Below are 14,909 nucleotides of genomic sequence, written 5' to 3' on the forward strand. Positions count from 1 at the left end.
CCAGGAGCACAGCCCATGAGAACGCACGCCGCCCGCAGACTCCTCGGCGCCCTCGCCGTCGCCTCCACGCTCGCGCTGACCGCGACCGCCTGCGGCTCCGACGCCGCGGACACCGACGCCGGCGGGAACTCGCCGAAGGACGTCCAGGCAGCCCTCGACAAGGGCGGAAAGGTGACCGTGTGGGCCTGGGAACCCACGCTCAAGAAGGTGGCGGAGGACTTCGAGAAGAAGTACCCCAAGGTCGACATCGAGCTGGTCAACGCCGGCACCGGCGACAAGCAGTACACCGCCCTGCAGAACGCGATGGCGGCCGGCTCCGGCGCCCCGGACGTCGCGCAGATCGAGTACTACGCCCTCGGTCAGTTCGCCATCGGCAAGTCGATAGAGGACCTCTCGCCCTACGGCGCCAAGAAGCACGGGCTGGCCTTCACGCCCGGCCCGTGGAACGCGGTCACCCAGGGAGGCGAGGCGATCCACGCCCTGCCCATGGACTCCGGCCCCATGGCCTTCTTCTACAACAAGAAGGTCTTCGACAAGCACGGCATCACGGTGCCGACCACCTGGGACGAGTACGTGGACGCGGCCCGCGCCCTCCACAAGGCCGACCCGAAGATCTTCATCACCAACGACACCGGTGACGCCGGTGCCACGACCAGCCTCATCTGGCAGGCCGGCGGCCGCCCGTACAAGACCGACGGCACGGACGTCACCGTCGACTTCGGCGACAAGGGCACCAAGAAGTACACCGCCACCTGGCAGAAGCTCCTCGACGAGAAGCTGGTCGCGCCGATCAGCTCGTGGAGCGACGCCTGGTACAAGGGCCTCGCCGACGGCTCCCTCGCCACGCTCTCCATCGGCGCCTGGATGCCGGCCAACCTCACCTCCGGCGTCGCGGCCGCCTCCGGCGACTGGCGGGTCGCGCCGCTGCCGCAGTGGACGAAGGGCGACAAGACCAGCGCGGAGAACGGCGGCAGCTCGCTCGCCGTCCCGAAGGCCTCGAAGAACAAGGAACTCGCCTACGCCTTCACGGAGTTCGCGACCACCGGCGCCGGGGCATCCAGCCGTGTCGCCGCCGGCGCCTTCCCGGCCACCCGCGCCGACCTGGAGTCCAAGGCGTTCCTCGACGCCGAGTTCCCCTACTTCGGCGGCCAGCAGGCCAACCGCGTCTTCGCCGATTCGGCGCGCAACGTCGGCGCCGACTGGTCCTACCTGCCCTACCAGGTGTACGCGAACTCGATCTTCAACGACACCGTGGGCAAGGCGTACGTCTCCCCCACGAAGCTGACCGACGGCCTGAAGGCCTGGCAGGAGGCCAGCGTCACGTACGGCAAGGACCAGGGCTTCACCGTCAACAAGTAGCCCTGCTCCCGCCCCACGACTGTTTGATTCTGTTAGACCCCCAGTGCGGCCGGGCATGCCATCGATCCCGATGACATGCCCGGCGAACTGGGGGTTTTCTGCTGTCATTTCGCGATCTACACGGCCATACATCACAGACTCGTCTCGACCTGCCACATCTCTTGACGCCCTCGTCATCGCGTTGTGTTATGTAGTTAATCGTTGGAACCTGTTCGATTTCGAAGAATCCAGGGTTCCCTGCCGAGGCGCGCGCCCCACTCCGCGGCCTCTTCCTCCTCTTCTCGAACCGACCTCCGCGACGCGTCCCCGAAGCGGCGGTCGCCGTCAGCACCAAGGAGCCCCCGATGTTCCGTTCCCCCTCCCGTCGTCGCGTCGCCGCCGCCACCGGCCTGCTCCTGACCCTCGGCCTGAGCACCGCGTGCTCCTCGGGCAAGGAGGCCGCCTCCGACGACGAGGCCGGCAAGGTCGGCACGGTCGACGGCGCGATCTCGATCACGTACCTGCAGAAGCAGGGCGACCAGGAGTACTTCATCGGCGAGGCCGCGGGCGCGAAGGAGAAGGCGAAGGAGCTCGGCATCGACCTCAAGGTCGTCAACCTCGGCAACGACGCCAACAAGACCGTCAGCGAGGTGCAGTCGGCGATCGCCCAGAAGGCGAACGGCGTCATCATCGTCGTCCCCGACCCGGCCGTCGGCCCGCAGGTCGCCCAGACCGCGAAGGACGGCAAGGTCGCACTGCTGACCTCCGACGACCAGATCTGCACCACCGGCCCGGACCCGGCCGCCTGCGACAAGGACGCCCTGGTGCCGCGGATCGGCTTCAGCGGCGCCCAGATGGGCGAGGAGGTCGGCAAGCGCGCCGCCGCCGAGTACAAGAAGGCCGGCTGGACGGCCGCCGACACCCGGGTCATCGCCGCATGGAAGCAGGACGTCACGGTCTGCGGCGACCGGGTCGCCGGCGCGAAGAAGGCCTTCGAGGCGGCCGTCCCCGGCGTGAAGACCATCGACGTCCCCACCGACAACACACCCACCGGCGCCCAGGACAAGATCGCCGCGACCGTCACCGCCAACTCCGGCGTCAAGAACTGGGTGATCTGGGGCTGCAACGACGAGAACGTCATGGGCGGCGTGACCGCGCTCGCCAACGCCGGCGTGAAGCCCGCCAACGTCATCGGTGTCGGGCTCGGCGCGTACCTCGCCTGCAAGGAGTGGCAGTCGGACAAGCCGACCGGCATGAAGGCCGCGCTGTTCATCAACGGCAAGGACGTCGGCGCCCTGGCCGTCCAGACCATGTACGACAAGCTCAAGAACGGCAAGGACTTCCCCGCCGAGGCCTTCGCGCCGACCACCATGGTCGACCGCGCCTCGTGGAAGAGCGCCGGAGTCACCTGCGCCTGAGTGCTCCCGGCCGGCGGCCGCCACGGACGACCGCCGGCCGGTGACCCACCCCGTACCCACCACGCCCGCACCACGCCTGCTCCATGCCTTCGAGGTGAACCGACCCATGAGCCCAGCGCACCACCCGGCCACCGCCCCGGGATCCCCCGGCGGCCCGCCTCCCGCGGCGTCCCACCCCCGGCCCGTCGGAGTGTCGGGCGTCACCAAGCGCTTCGGCGCGGTGCAGGCGCTCGGCGGCGTCACGCTCGACTTCCCCGCCGGGCAGGTCACCGCGCTGATGGGCGAGAACGGCGCCGGCAAGTCCACGCTCCTGAAGATCCTCACCGGTGACCACCAGCCCACCGAGGGGCACGTCGTCGTGGACGGCGCACCCGTCGCACTCGACTCCCCTGCCCGCGCACGGGCCGCCGGGATCCGGATCATCCCGCAGGAACCCGAGATCATCCCGCACATCTCCGTGGCGGAGAACGTCTACGCCGGCGCCCTGCCCCGCCGCCACGGGCGGATGCTCGACCGGGCCGCGCTGAACCGGCGCGTCCGGGCCGACCTGGACCGGCTGGGCTTCGCCCAGGTCCTCGACCCGGACCTGCTCGGCTCGCAACTCACCCCGGCCCAGCGCCAGTTGGTGGAGATCATGCGCGCGATGACCGGCGGCACGCCCGCCCGGCTGATCGCGTTCGACGAGCCGACGTCCTCGCTGTCGGAGCACGAGGTCGACGCCCTGTTCGCGCTCATCAGGCGGCTGCGCGACCAGGACATCGCGATCGTGTACGTCTCGCACCGCATGCAGGAGATCTTCCGGCTCTCCGACCGGATCGCGGTGTTGCGCGACGGCAGTCTGGTCGGCGTGCAGGACGCCGACGCCACGGACGAACGCGAGCTGGTACGCCGGATGGTGGGCCGCGACCTGTCCGCCACGTTCGTACGCGAGCGCGTCTCCACCGACCGGCTGGTCCTCGACGTCCGGAACCTCACGACCGACGACGTCACCGACATCTCCCTTCAGGTGCGTGCCGGCGAAGTCGTGGGTCTCGCGGGCCTGATCGGCGCCGGCCGCTCGGAGCTCGCCCTCGCGCTCGCCGGCGACCTGCCCGTCCGCGGCGGCACCGTCACCCTCGACGGCACTCCGCTGCGCGGCGGCCGGCCGGGCGAGGCGATCGCCGCCGGACTCGGCCTCGCGCCGGAGGAACGCAAGGCCCAGGCGCTGTTCCTCCAGCAGTCCGTCAAGGACAACACCTCGCTCGTGGTGCTGGAGCGGCTGCGGCGGTTCCGCTTCGTCCGGCGCGCGGCCGAGCGCCGGCTCGCGCAGGAGTACGCGGACCGGCTGCGGGTCCGTACCCCGTCGATCGACCACGAGGTGCGCAAGCTGTCCGGCGGCAACCAGCAGAAGGTGGTCCTGGCCCGCTGGCTGGCCCGCAAGCCGAAGATCCTCATCCTCGACGAGCCGACCCGCGGCATCGACGTCGGCGCGAAGGCGGAGATCTACCAGATCATCGCCGATCTCGCCGCCGAGGGCGTCGCGTTGCTCGTCATCTCCTCCGAACTCCCCGAGCTCCTCGGTCTCTCCGACCGTGTCGTCGTCATGCAGAACGGCCGCATCACGGGCGAGCTCGACCGCGGCGAAGCCACCGAAGAATCCGTCCTCCAACTCGCCATGGCCGACGACATCGTCGGCACCGCCCCCGGAGCCACCTCATGACCCTCACCAGCTCTTCCTCCCCTGCCGTGAAGGGATCCCCGGGCGACGGCCCCGCCGCTCGGCGGCCGAACCTCCTCGCGGGCATCGGCGGCCAGAACATCAGCCTGATCGGCGCCCTGGCCGTCGTCCTCGTCCTGTTCGGCGTCCTGAACGAGAACTACCTGAGCCTGTCGAACATGCAGGTCGTCGCCGAGGCGGCGACCATCACGGGGCTGCTCGCGATCGTGCAGACCGTGGTCATCATCTGCGGCGGCCTCGACATCTCCGTCGGCTCGCAGGTCGGCGTCGCGTCGGTCGTCAGCGCCATGGTCTTCACCGCCACCGGCTCGGGCGCCTTCCTCGGCATGCTCGCCGCCGTCGGCGTCGGGGTGCTCATCGGCGCGCTGAACGGCATCGTCATCGTCTACGGCCGGGTCAACCCCACCATCGCCACGCTCGCCGGCCTCGCCGCGTACAAGGGACTCGCCCAACTCCTGTCCGACGGACGCGCCCAGGGCTACGTCCTCAACAACGACGTCTTCGTCTTCCTCGGGCGCGGCAAGCTGGCCGGTCTGCCGGTCATGGTCTGGATCCTGATCGTCGTGGCCGTCACCGTCCACCTGCTGCTGAAGTACACCGACATCGGACGCAACCTGTACGCGATCGGCGGCAACGACACCGCCGCGCGCCTCGCGGGCATCAGCATCAACAAGTACCTGATCTGCGTCTACGCGCTGATCGGCGTCGTCGCGGCCCTCGCCGGCATCCTGCTGACGGCCCGTACGGGATCGGGCCAGCCCGTGTCCGGCAGCGAGGGCCTGGAGCTCAAGGCCATCACGGCGGCGGCCCTGGGCGGCGCCGCGCTCAAGGGCGGCAAGGGCGGCATCGGCGGCACCCTGCTCGCGGTGGCCCTCCTCGGCTGCCTGGAGAACGGGCTGACCGTCGAGGGCATCAACACCTTCTGGCAGAACGTCGCCCAGGGCGCGCTGCTCGTCATCGCGGTCGTCATCCAGCAACGCCGCAGCGGCGAACGCGCCGTAGGCCTGCCTCACTGACGGTCTCCGTCGGCGTCAGGGTCTCGGTCGGGCGATGTCCTGCCGATTCCCTGACCGCCCGCCCGGTCCGGCACCACAATGCGTGGATGGACAAGCACGCGAAACGACGGCTCGACAGGGCGCACGCGGGATTGGTGCAGGGAGAGGATCCCGTCGCCTGGGTCACCGAGGCCGATGCCGTCGAGGCTGCCGCGCGGTATCCACGGCTCGCCGTGCGCGGCGCGCTGTTCGGGGCGGCGGCGCGGGAACCGGGTGGCCCGTGGCGGATCGTGGTGCCGGTGCGGTCCGGCATGCCGCAGGAGACGCGGGACAGCCTGCAGTCGATGTTCTTCTTCCGGGCCAAGGACGACACCGACGACCCGGCGGTGCGGCGCGAGCTCCTCAAGGCCGTGCGCGTCCTCGAACGGGAGCCGGTCGACGAGGTCGAGGTGCTGGGCACGACGTACCGGGTCGTGCGCGCCGACGAGTTCGCGCGCTGGGGCGACGACGGTCTCGAACCGCCGCGCCCCACCGATCCGGAGCCGGTGTTCCGGGTCTGGGAGCGGCAGCCCGGTGAACGCCGCTCCGACGACACCGATGCCGTCCTCGACCCGGAGACGGTGCGCGGGGTGATGGCGGAGGCGCTGCGGATCGGGCTGCGGGAGTTCCACTACACCGGGGAGCGCTATCCCGCCGACGTCCGGGCCGACTCCCTGGAGGCGGTCACCACCCACCCGGACATCGCCATGCTGCCGGTCACCTTCGGCATCGTGGAGCGCCACGGTGACGGCTGGCAGCCGCACGGCTCGCTGGCACCGACGCCGCACGACGCACGGCGGGACCTGTACGTCGGCCTCGGCGGCCTGTGGGCCAGGGTGTACGAGTGGGACGACGAGCAACGGGAGCGGTACCGCGCGGCCGGTGAGCTCTTCAGGGCCGCCGGCCGTGCCGACGAAGCACGGGTGGACGGCCGGGAGTTCCGGATCTGCCGGGTCGAACGGATGATCCGGTTCGGCCCCGACGGCCCGGAGGGCCCGCGCCCTTCGGACATCGACCGGTACGGGCCGATGAAGATGCACCCGCGCATGGACGAGGACGGCACCGTGCACCACGACGAGGACGACGAAGGCGACGAGGACGACGCGACGGACAGGCCCTAAGGGCGTTCGAAGGCCTGGAGTACGCCACCGGCGGAGAAGCACAGCGCACCGCACAGCGTGCCCCAGTTGGCGATGTCGGTGTTGATCAGGCTCTGGGTGGAGGGCCGGGTGAAGGCGGCCAGCGCGGCGATCATGAAGAGCACCGACCCGAACTGATTCACCGCGACCACCCACCAGCCGAGGCTGCGCGAGCGGAGGCAGGGGCGGGAGCGGTGGCAGATCTCGACGAACGCGAGATGTCCCGACACCAGGAACAGCACGCACCCGACCACGTCGGGAGTCCAGATCAGCCGGTTGGTCTGCTGGACGCTGAGGCCCTGGAGGAAGGAATCCAGCAGGTTGACCCCGAACACGAGCGTCCCGGCGAACAGCACGAACGTGCTGAGCCAGTCCAGCCGCATCGGCTCGTACCCCCACCACCGCCAACGGCCCGTGGCCAGTGGGCCGCCCCCTGGAGAGTGGCGGGGCGCGTTCAGGACCTGCAAGAGCGAGGTGTAGCCCCCGAGAGTGAAGAACAGTCCGCCCGCGAAGTAGATCGAGGCGCTCTCGACCGGGTCGCCCGAGCCGAACTGGGCGACCCCGGCGCCGAGAGCGAAGAGCAGGCCGCCGAGGAAGAACGCGCCCGATGCGAGGGAGTTGAGTCGCCGAAGGCGGTCGAGGACCCGGGCATCGGCCGTCGGGGACAGGGCGACCGCGCCGCCGGGGCCGCGGACGGACAGCGCCCCACGCTTGCGTGCGAGCCGCGACTCCCAGACCACCGTCTGCCCTTCGGGGCGGTGCCAGGTGAGCCGGGTGGTGAACGGTCCCGCGCCTTCGGCGCGATGCTCAGGCGGTTCCACGACGCGGCCCTCCCCGTCAGGCGTGCGGTACGACGGCGACAGGACAGGGGGCGTGGTGGATGACCGCGTGGGTGATCGATCCGATGTGGGCGCCCCTGGCCGCCCTGCGCCGGCCGACGACCACCAGGCGCGCGTCCGACGCGGCCTCGATGAGATGCTCGGCCGCCCGTCCCGGAGCGGACACCACCGTCACCTCCGTCGCAGGGAACCTGTCCCGATAGGGCAGGACCGCGCCGGAGAGCGCCGCCTCCATGTCGTCCCTCGTGGCCGCGTCGGGGTGGTGGACGAAGGAGTGGTGCCACGTGTGCACGATCTCCAGCGGGGCACCGTGCCGGCCGGCGAAGTCGAACGCGAAGTCCACGAGCTCGTCCTCGACGTCGTTCACGTCGAGGCCGAGGACCACCTTCCGGCGGCCGCTCCCCCCGGGCGCACCGGCCCTGTCCTTCTCGTATCCGGGGCGGACGAGAACCACGGGACGTGCTGCTGCCGCGATCACCTCCTGCCCCACCGAGCCGACGATGAACCCGCGGACGCTCCCCAGCCCGTGAGAGCCCACGACGAGCAGCTCCGCCGCGGCGGCGGCGTCGAGCAGCACGCTGACGGGCGCGTCCTCGACCTCGTCGGCGGTCAGGGCGAGCTCCGGCTGCCGCGAGCCGACATGTCGCTCGGTCGCCGCAAGCACCCCTTCCGCCTCGCCGGCGCGATCCGCGTGCGACACCTTCATCGCCCCCAGCTGATGCTCCGCCCACCGGGTGGCGTACACCAGTCGCAGGCCGTCGCCGCGCAGCGCCGCCTCGTCGGCGGCCCAGTCCACCGCCGCCACGCTTCCGTCAGAGCCGTCCACTCCCACCGCGACAGGTCGGGACATGCTGATCTCCTCGCCTCGGGCCATCGTCGACAGGCCCTCACAGGGGCGCCGATGGGCATCCTTGTGCGAGGGCACCTGGCCACGAAGCTACCGGGATGCGGGGGCGGCGACCCGTTTCGCCACGGCGGGGACGGGCCCTGTCGTCCCGTCGACGTGCGCCGGGGGACGCCGGGGGTCAGATTGGAGGTGTCCGACACTCCGAGTACTCCGCATACTCCGAAGACTCCGAATACTCCGGACGAGAGGGTACGCATGGCCCCGTCCGTGGAACCTCCGACGGCGAGCGGCATGTCGGCGCCCGATTTCCGGGTGCTCTACGAGCGGCTCCGGAACCGGGCGGCTCCGCCGGCCGTGACCGGCCGGTGCGGCGCGCTCCGTCATCTGACCCCTGAGCGGGTCGCGGCGGCCGCCGCGGAAGTCCGTGCCGGGGAGACGGTGTCGCTGGCGGCTCCGATCGAGACGGTACGGGGACCCGACGACCCCGAGCCCGCGGTGCACCGGATGAACGGGCCGATCCCGGGCGAACTCGGATCGGACGGGCTCCACTTCGCCCTGGACCGCTTCGCCATGAACGTGCACGGCGACGCGGACAGTCATCTCGACGCGCTCTGTCATGTGGTGGTCGACGGCTACCTCTACGGCGGGGTGCCCGCGAGCACCGTGACGGCCGAGGGGGCCCGTCGGCTCTCCGTCGACGTGCTGAGGAACGGCATCGTCGGCCGGGGCGTCCTGCTGGACATCCCGCGGCTGCGTGGCGTGCCGTGGCTGGAACCGGGCGACCACGTGACCTCGGGCGACCTGACGGCCGCCGAGGCCGCACAGGGGGTCCGGGTCGGACCGGGCGACCTGCTGTTCGTCAGGGTCGGGCATCGTCTTCGGCGCACCGAACTCGGCCCGTGGGACGCCGCCCGAGCACGGGCGGGCCTTCACCCGACCGCCGTGGAGTTCCTGGCCGATCGCGAGGTGACCGTTCTGGGCGGCGACGGCAACAACGACACCGCGCCCAGCCTGGCGGAGGGCGCCGCCTTCCCCGTACACGTCCTGGCCATCCACGCCATGGGGATCCACCTCATGGACTACCTGAGCTTCGAGGAGCTCGTCCCGGTCTGCGCGCGGGCCGGGCGCTGGAGCTTTCTCTGTGTGGTCGCCCCGCTGCGGCTGCCCGGGGCCACGGGGTCGCCCGTGAACCCGCTGGCGGTGCTGTGAACGGGGCCCGGCGCCAGGGACCGCCGCTCCGGTCGCCGTCCGCGAGGAGGGCCGCTAGGTTCGAGAGAGGTGGGGCCGCCGGACCCCCGCCCGCCGGGGCGCCAGGTGCCTGACACCAGGTCGGGACCGTGATTCCGAGAACCGCGATTCCAAGGACGGTGGTCGCCATGGGCGACGCCCCTCACTACGACGTGATCGTCATCGGCACCGGCGCGGGCGGAGGCACGCTCGCCCATCGGCTCGCCCCGTCCGGGAAGCGCGTCCTCCTGGTCGAACGCGGCGGCTACCTCCCGCGCGAGCGGGACAACTGGGACTCGACGGCCGTGTTCGTCAGGGGCAAGTACCGTGCGCCGGAGTTCTGGCTGGACAGGAACGGCGACGAGTTCCCGCCCGAGGTCAACTACTACGTCGGTGGCAACACCAAGTTCTACGGCGCCGCCCTGTTCCGGCTGCGGCCCGAGGACTTCGGCGAGATCCGCCATCACGGCGGTGTCTCCCCGGCCTGGCCGATCCGGTACGAGGATCTGGAGCCGTACTACACGCAGGCCGAGCACCTGTACCTCGTGCACGGACGGCACGGCGAGGATCCCGGCGAAGGCCCGGTCAGCGCGCAGTACATCCGTCCTCCCGTGGAGCACGAGCCGCGCATCCAGCAGCTGAGCGACGATCTGGAGCGGCGTGGCCTGCACCCGTTCCACCTGCCGATCGGTGTCGATCTGACCCAGGAGAACGGGGGGCGGGCCACCCACTCCAGTGTCTGCATCCGGTGCGACCGGGTCGACGGCTTCCCATGTCTGGTGCGCGGCAAGTCCGACGCCGAGGTGATCTGTGTGGCACCGGCCCTGGAGCACCCCAACGTCGAGATGGTCACGGACACCCAGGTGGTCCGGTTGGAGACGGATGCCCGGGGACGCAGCGTCAGCGCGGTCGTCGGCCGGCTGGCGGACGGTTCCGAGGTCCGGTACACGGCGGACGTGGTGGTCGTCTCCTGCGGGGCGGTCAACTCCGCGGCGCTGCTGCTGGCCTCGGCGAACGAGCACCATCCCCGTGGCCTCGCCAACAGCTCGGACGTGGTCGGCCGGTTCTACATGCGGCACAACAACCTCGCTCTGATGGCGGTGTCGAAGGAACCCAACGACACCCGGTTCCAGAAGACCCTCGCCCTCAACGACTGGTATCTCGGCGCGGAGGACTGGGACTTCCCGCTGGGCGGCATCCAGATGCTGGGCAAGTCGGACGCCGAACAGATCCACGGCGAGGCCCCCCGGTGGGCCGGCGCGGTGACACCCGACATGCCGTTCGAGGTGCTGGCCCGTCACGCCGTCGACTTCTGGCTCTGCGGCGAGGATCTTCCCCTGCCCGACAACCGCGTCACGCTCGACGACGACGCCCGAATCCGTCTCACTCTCGACGAGAAGAACAACGTCGAAGGCCTGCGGCGGCTGCGGCACAAGCTTCAGGGCATGCTCGGCCACCTCGGCATGCACGAGCACCACCTGCTGTCCCGCAGCATCTACCTGCACAAGGGCATGCCGATCGGTGCGACGGCGCACCAGGCGGGCACCGTCCGCTTCGGCACCGACCCCGCCGCCTCCGCGCTCGACGTCGACTGCAAGGCCCACGACCTCGACAACCTGTACGTCGTCGACACGAGCTTCTTCCCGAGCATCGGCGCGGTCAACCCGTCCTTGACGGCCATCGCCAACGCCCTCCGGGTCGGGGACCACCTCCTGGCCCGGCTGGGTTGAGTGCGGCGGCCGGCCGTTGGTCCGTCCGGACGAAGATGCTGGGCCCAACGGCCCAAGGGCGGCCCGCAGGAGAGGCCGACCGCCCCGTCGGGTGGTTGCGTGAGCTGCTGCCCGGCCGCGCCGGCCCCGGGCTCAGGGCGACCGCGCAGCGAGGAGGCAGGGAATGGATTCCACTGTGGGGGCATCGTCGGCATCACCGAGTGTGATCCCGGCGCGTCTGCTGCACGGCCAGAAGGCTCTGGTCACCGGCGCCAACTCGGGCATCGGCAAGGCCACGGCCATCGGTCTGGGCCGGGCGGGCGCCGACGTGGTCGTGAACTACGTGACGGGCCGCGAGGCCGCCGAGGAAGTGGTCCGGGAGATCTCCTCGTTCGGGGTGCGCGCCGCCGCGTACGAGGCCGACGTGTCCCGGGACGACCAGGTCGTCGCCATGACGGACCGGATGGTCCGGGAGTTCGGCACCCTCGACATCCTCGTGGCCAACGCGGGGCTGCAGCGTGACGCCCCGCTCACCGAGATGACCCTCGCCCAGTGGCAGAAGGTCCTCGACGTCAATCTCACCGGCCAGTTCCTGTGTGCGCGGGAGGCGGCCAGGGAGTTCCGGCGCCGGGGCGTGGTCCCCGAGGTCTCCCGCTCCGCCGGGAAGATCATCTGCATGAGTTCGGTGCACCAGCTCATCCCCTGGGCGGGCCACGTCAACTACGCGTCCTCCAAGGGCGGGGTGCAGATGATGATGCAGACCCTGGCCCAGGAGCTGGCACCGGAGAAGATCCGGGTGAACGCGGTCGCCCCCGGGGCGATCAGGACGCCGATCAACCGGGCCGCCTGGGAGACGCCCGAAGCGCGGGTGGACCTCCTGCGGCTCATTCCGTACGACCGGATCGGCGACCCCGAGGACATCGCCAACGCCGTCGTCGCGCTCGCCTCCGACCTCATGGACTACGTGGTGGGAACCACCCTGTACGTCGACGGCGGCATGACCCTCTTCCCGGGCTTCGCCACGGGCGGCTGACCGTCTCCCGGCCCGTCACGTTCACGAACAGCGAAGGCTTGCATGTCCACCTCGCTCCACCTGCTGGCGGAGGCCCCGGCCCAACTCCTGCCGGCCCGGGAACTCATGGCCTTCACGCTGGCCTCCCACATCATCCTGGTCCCCCTCGGCGTCGCCTTCCCCTTCATCACCCTGGTCATGCACTACCGCGGGCTGCGCCGCGGGGACGCCACGGCCCTGCTCCTGGCCCGGCGCTGGTCGGCCGTCATGGCGGTGCAGTTCGCGCTCGGGATCGTCACCGGCACGGTGCTGTCGTTCGAGTTCGGTCTGCTCTGGCCCGGCCTGATGGGACGGTGGGGTGATGTCTTCGGCATCGGGTTCGGCGTCGAGGCCTGGGCCTTCTTCCTGGAGGCCGTGCTCATCGCCGTCTACCTGTACGGATGGCGGCGGCTGAAGCCGCGGACCCATTTCCTGCTCGGGCTGCCCCTGCCGTTCACCGCCCTGCTCGGGGCGTTCGGCATCCTCGCCGCCAATTCCTGGATGAACACGCCGCAGGGCTTCTCGCTCGACTCCGAGGGCAAGCCGGTCGACGTGAACGTCTGGAAGGCGATCTTCACGCCGATGTTCGGACCTCAGTACTGGCACTTCGTCGTGGCGATGATCATCACCGCGGGCTTCATGGTGGCCGGGGTGTACGCCACCGGCTGGCTGCGCGGCCGCCGGGACCACTACCACCGGCTCGGCTTCGCCGTCCCCTTCACCATCGCCGCCGTCGCCACCCCGGTGCAGTTCGTCCTCGGCGACTCCATCGCCCGGTCGGTGTTCCACAAGCAGCCGGTGAAGTTCGCCGCGCTGGAGATCGTCTGGAAGACCGACACCCGGGTGCCGGAGTACCTCTTCGGGCGGCTGAACGAGGACGGCAGCGTCTCGGGCGGCATCAAGATCCCGCTGCTCGACTCGGTCCTGGCCGGGTTCAGTCCGAACACCCGGGTGGTGGGCCTGACCTCCGTCCCGGCGGACCAGCGCCCCACCGCGACACAGGCGACCATCGCCCACTGGGCCTTCGACCTCATGGTCCTGATCGGATCCGTGCTGGTGGTACTCGCCCTCTGGTACGGGTTCGTCTGGCTGCGGCACCGGCGGCTGCCCGCCTCGCCGTGGTTCTACCGCTCGGCGGCCTGCGCGGGCGTGGCCTCCGTGGTGGCCGTCGAGTGCGGCTGGATCGCCACCGAGGTGGGACGCCAGCCCTGGATCGTGTACCAGAACATGCGGGTCGCCGAGGCGGTGACGCCGACCCGCTCCGGCACCCTGTGGATCATGCTCGGCGTCGTCATGGTGGTGTACGTCCTCCTGTTCGGCACGTTCGTCCGCATCCTGCTCACGATGCGCACGCGCTGGCGGCTCGCGGACGAACAGCATGCGGCGGGTGGTGGCGGTGGTGGTGCGGCGCTGGAGCCCGAGGCCGACACCCCCTACGGGCCGCGAGCCCCCCAGGACGCCTCCGCGGGCGGAACCACCGGCACCGGGAAAGACCGCCCATGACCGCCGACCTCATCGCCGTGGTGCTGCTCCTCGCCGTGGTCGCGTACGCCTGCGCCGGAGGCACGGACTACGGCGCCGGCTTCTGGGATCTGACCGCCGGAGGGACCGAACGCGGCCGGCGCCCCCGGTGGCTCATCGACCACGCCATGGCCCCCGTGTGGGAGGTGAACAACGTCTGGCTCATCTTCGTCCTCGTCGTCATGTGGACCGGCTTCCCCACCCTCTTCCAGACCGTGTTCTCCGCGATGTGGCTGCCGCTGGCCCTGGCGGTCGTGGGCATGGTCCTGCGGGGCGCCGGATTCGCCTTCCGCAAGCCCACCCGGCGGCTCGCCGGACGGCGCCTGTACGGTGCCGTGTTCGCCGTGGCCTCGCTCGTGACGCCGTTCTTCCTCGGAACCGCCGTCGGAGGCATCGCCTCGGGACGCGTCACGCCCGGAACCACGGCCTCGGCCGACGCCTGGACCAACCCCACCTCCCTCGTGTTCGGGCTGGTGGCGATCGCGACCACGGCCTTCCTCGGCGCGGTGTTCCTCACCGGTGACGCCCGCAGGTTCGAGGCACCCGATCTCATCGGCTACTTCAGACGGCGGGCGCTGGGCGGTCTCGGCGCGCTGACCGTCCTGGCCGTGGTCACCGGGTTCGTCACCCACGAGGACTCCCCGTACGTGTGGCACGGACTCACCCACGGCCTGGGACTGCTCTTCGTCGCCGTCGCCGGAGTGGCCGCACTCGCGACCGGCGCCCTGCTCCTGCGGACACCGGGCACGTGGCTGCGCGTCGCGGCGGTCGGGGTCGTCGCGTCCGCGGTCCTCGCCTGGGGCATGGCCCAGCGCCCCTATCTGCTGCCCACCTCGCTGACCGTCGCCGACGCCGCCGGCGCGCCCGCCACCCTGACGTGGCTGGCGGTCGTGACCCTCGTCGCCCTGCTGCTCGTCGTACCGGCCGTCGTCTTCCTCTACTGGCTGGACGCCCACGGCGAGCTGGAGGAGCTCACCGACGCCGAACTGGGCACAGGAAGCGGCACCGGCGGAACCCGTGGCATCCGTGGAACCGGTGACGGTGCGACACACGACGACTGAACCCCTGT

12 protein-coding genes are annotated in these 14,909 nt (G+C 70.9%); 10 read left to right on the top strand and 2 right to left on the bottom strand.

The genetic code is table 11. The features are described from left to right. Positions 1–15 precede the first annotated feature (15 nt). The 5 genes from ACFC0G_RS08670 (at position 16) to ACFC0G_RS08690 (ending at position 6,628) form a co-directional block, all read left to right on the top strand. Positions 16–1,359: an ABC transporter substrate-binding protein gene (locus ACFC0G_RS08670; protein ID WP_376399322.1), complete on the top strand. Its 1,344-nt coding sequence runs from the start codon at positions 16–18 to the stop codon at positions 1,357–1,359. Between the two features lie 344 nt (positions 1,360–1,703). Beyond that, positions 1,704–2,756: a substrate-binding domain-containing protein gene (locus ACFC0G_RS08675; RefSeq protein ID WP_376399325.1), complete on the top strand. Its 1,053-nt coding sequence runs from the start codon at positions 1,704–1,706 to the stop codon at positions 2,754–2,756. Positions 2,757–2,862: 106 nt separating this feature from the next. After that, a complete protein-coding gene (locus tag ACFC0G_RS08680) occupies positions 2,863–4,455 on the top strand; it encodes a sugar ABC transporter ATP-binding protein (RefSeq protein WP_376399328.1) in 1,593 nt (530 codons plus the stop codon). Continuing rightward, on the top strand, positions 4,452–5,489 hold the full coding sequence (locus ACFC0G_RS08685) for an ABC transporter permease (RefSeq protein ID WP_376399331.1): 1,038 nt from the start codon (positions 4,452–4,454) through the stop codon (positions 5,487–5,489). Before ACFC0G_RS08680 ends, ACFC0G_RS08685 begins: the two co-directional genes overlap by 4 nt. An 86-nt stretch (positions 5,490–5,575) precedes the next feature. Further along, positions 5,576–6,628 (top strand): DUF5954 family protein, encoded by a 1,053-nt coding sequence (locus ACFC0G_RS08690; protein WP_376399334.1) that lies wholly within the window; start codon positions 5,576–5,578, stop codon positions 6,626–6,628. Here ACFC0G_RS08690 and ACFC0G_RS08695 read toward each other — a convergent pair. Both ACFC0G_RS08695 and ACFC0G_RS08700 read right to left on the bottom strand, forming a co-directional pair. Then, positions 6,625–7,467, bottom strand: coding sequence for a hypothetical protein (locus ACFC0G_RS08695; RefSeq protein ID WP_376399337.1), 843 nt, complete (start codon positions 7,465–7,467; stop codon positions 6,625–6,627). The genes ACFC0G_RS08690 and ACFC0G_RS08695 overlap by 4 nt on opposite strands. 16 nt (positions 7,468–7,483) lie before the next feature. Beyond that, a complete protein-coding gene (locus ACFC0G_RS08700; RefSeq protein ID WP_376399340.1) occupies positions 7,484–8,335 on the bottom strand; it encodes a universal stress protein in 852 nt (283 codons plus the stop codon). Between the two features lie 288 nt (positions 8,336–8,623). Between ACFC0G_RS08700 and ACFC0G_RS08705 the strand changes: the two genes are divergently transcribed. The 5 genes from ACFC0G_RS08705 (at position 8,624) to ACFC0G_RS08725 (ending at position 14,901) form a co-directional block, all read left to right on the top strand. Beyond that, positions 8,624–9,541, top strand: coding sequence for a cyclase family protein (locus tag ACFC0G_RS08705; RefSeq protein WP_376399343.1), 918 nt, complete (start codon positions 8,624–8,626; stop codon positions 9,539–9,541). Positions 9,542–9,708: 167 nt separating this feature from the next. Next, positions 9,709–11,289 carry a GMC oxidoreductase gene (locus ACFC0G_RS08710; protein ID WP_376399346.1) on the top strand — a complete coding sequence of 527 codons (1,581 nt, stop codon included), beginning with the start codon at positions 9,709–9,711 and terminating at the stop codon, positions 11,287–11,289. A gap of 163 nt (positions 11,290–11,452) precedes the next feature. After that, a complete protein-coding gene (locus ACFC0G_RS08715; protein ID WP_376399348.1) occupies positions 11,453–12,301 on the top strand; it encodes an SDR family oxidoreductase in 849 nt (282 codons plus the stop codon). A gap of 42 nt (positions 12,302–12,343) precedes the next feature. Beyond that, positions 12,344–13,822 carry a cytochrome ubiquinol oxidase subunit I gene (locus ACFC0G_RS08720; protein ID WP_376399351.1) on the top strand — a complete coding sequence of 493 codons (1,479 nt, stop codon included), beginning with the start codon at positions 12,344–12,346 and terminating at the stop codon, positions 13,820–13,822. Further along, a complete protein-coding gene (locus ACFC0G_RS08725) occupies positions 13,819–14,901 on the top strand; it encodes a cytochrome d ubiquinol oxidase subunit II (RefSeq protein ID WP_376399354.1) in 1,083 nt (360 codons plus the stop codon). The genes ACFC0G_RS08720 and ACFC0G_RS08725 overlap by 4 nt, the downstream gene beginning before the upstream one ends. Positions 14,902–14,909: the final 8 nt, after the last annotated feature.

This window comes from Streptomyces sp. NPDC056169, from assembly GCF_042268445.1.
Classification (GTDB): domain Bacteria; phylum Actinomycetota; class Actinomycetes; order Streptomycetales; family Streptomycetaceae; genus Streptomyces.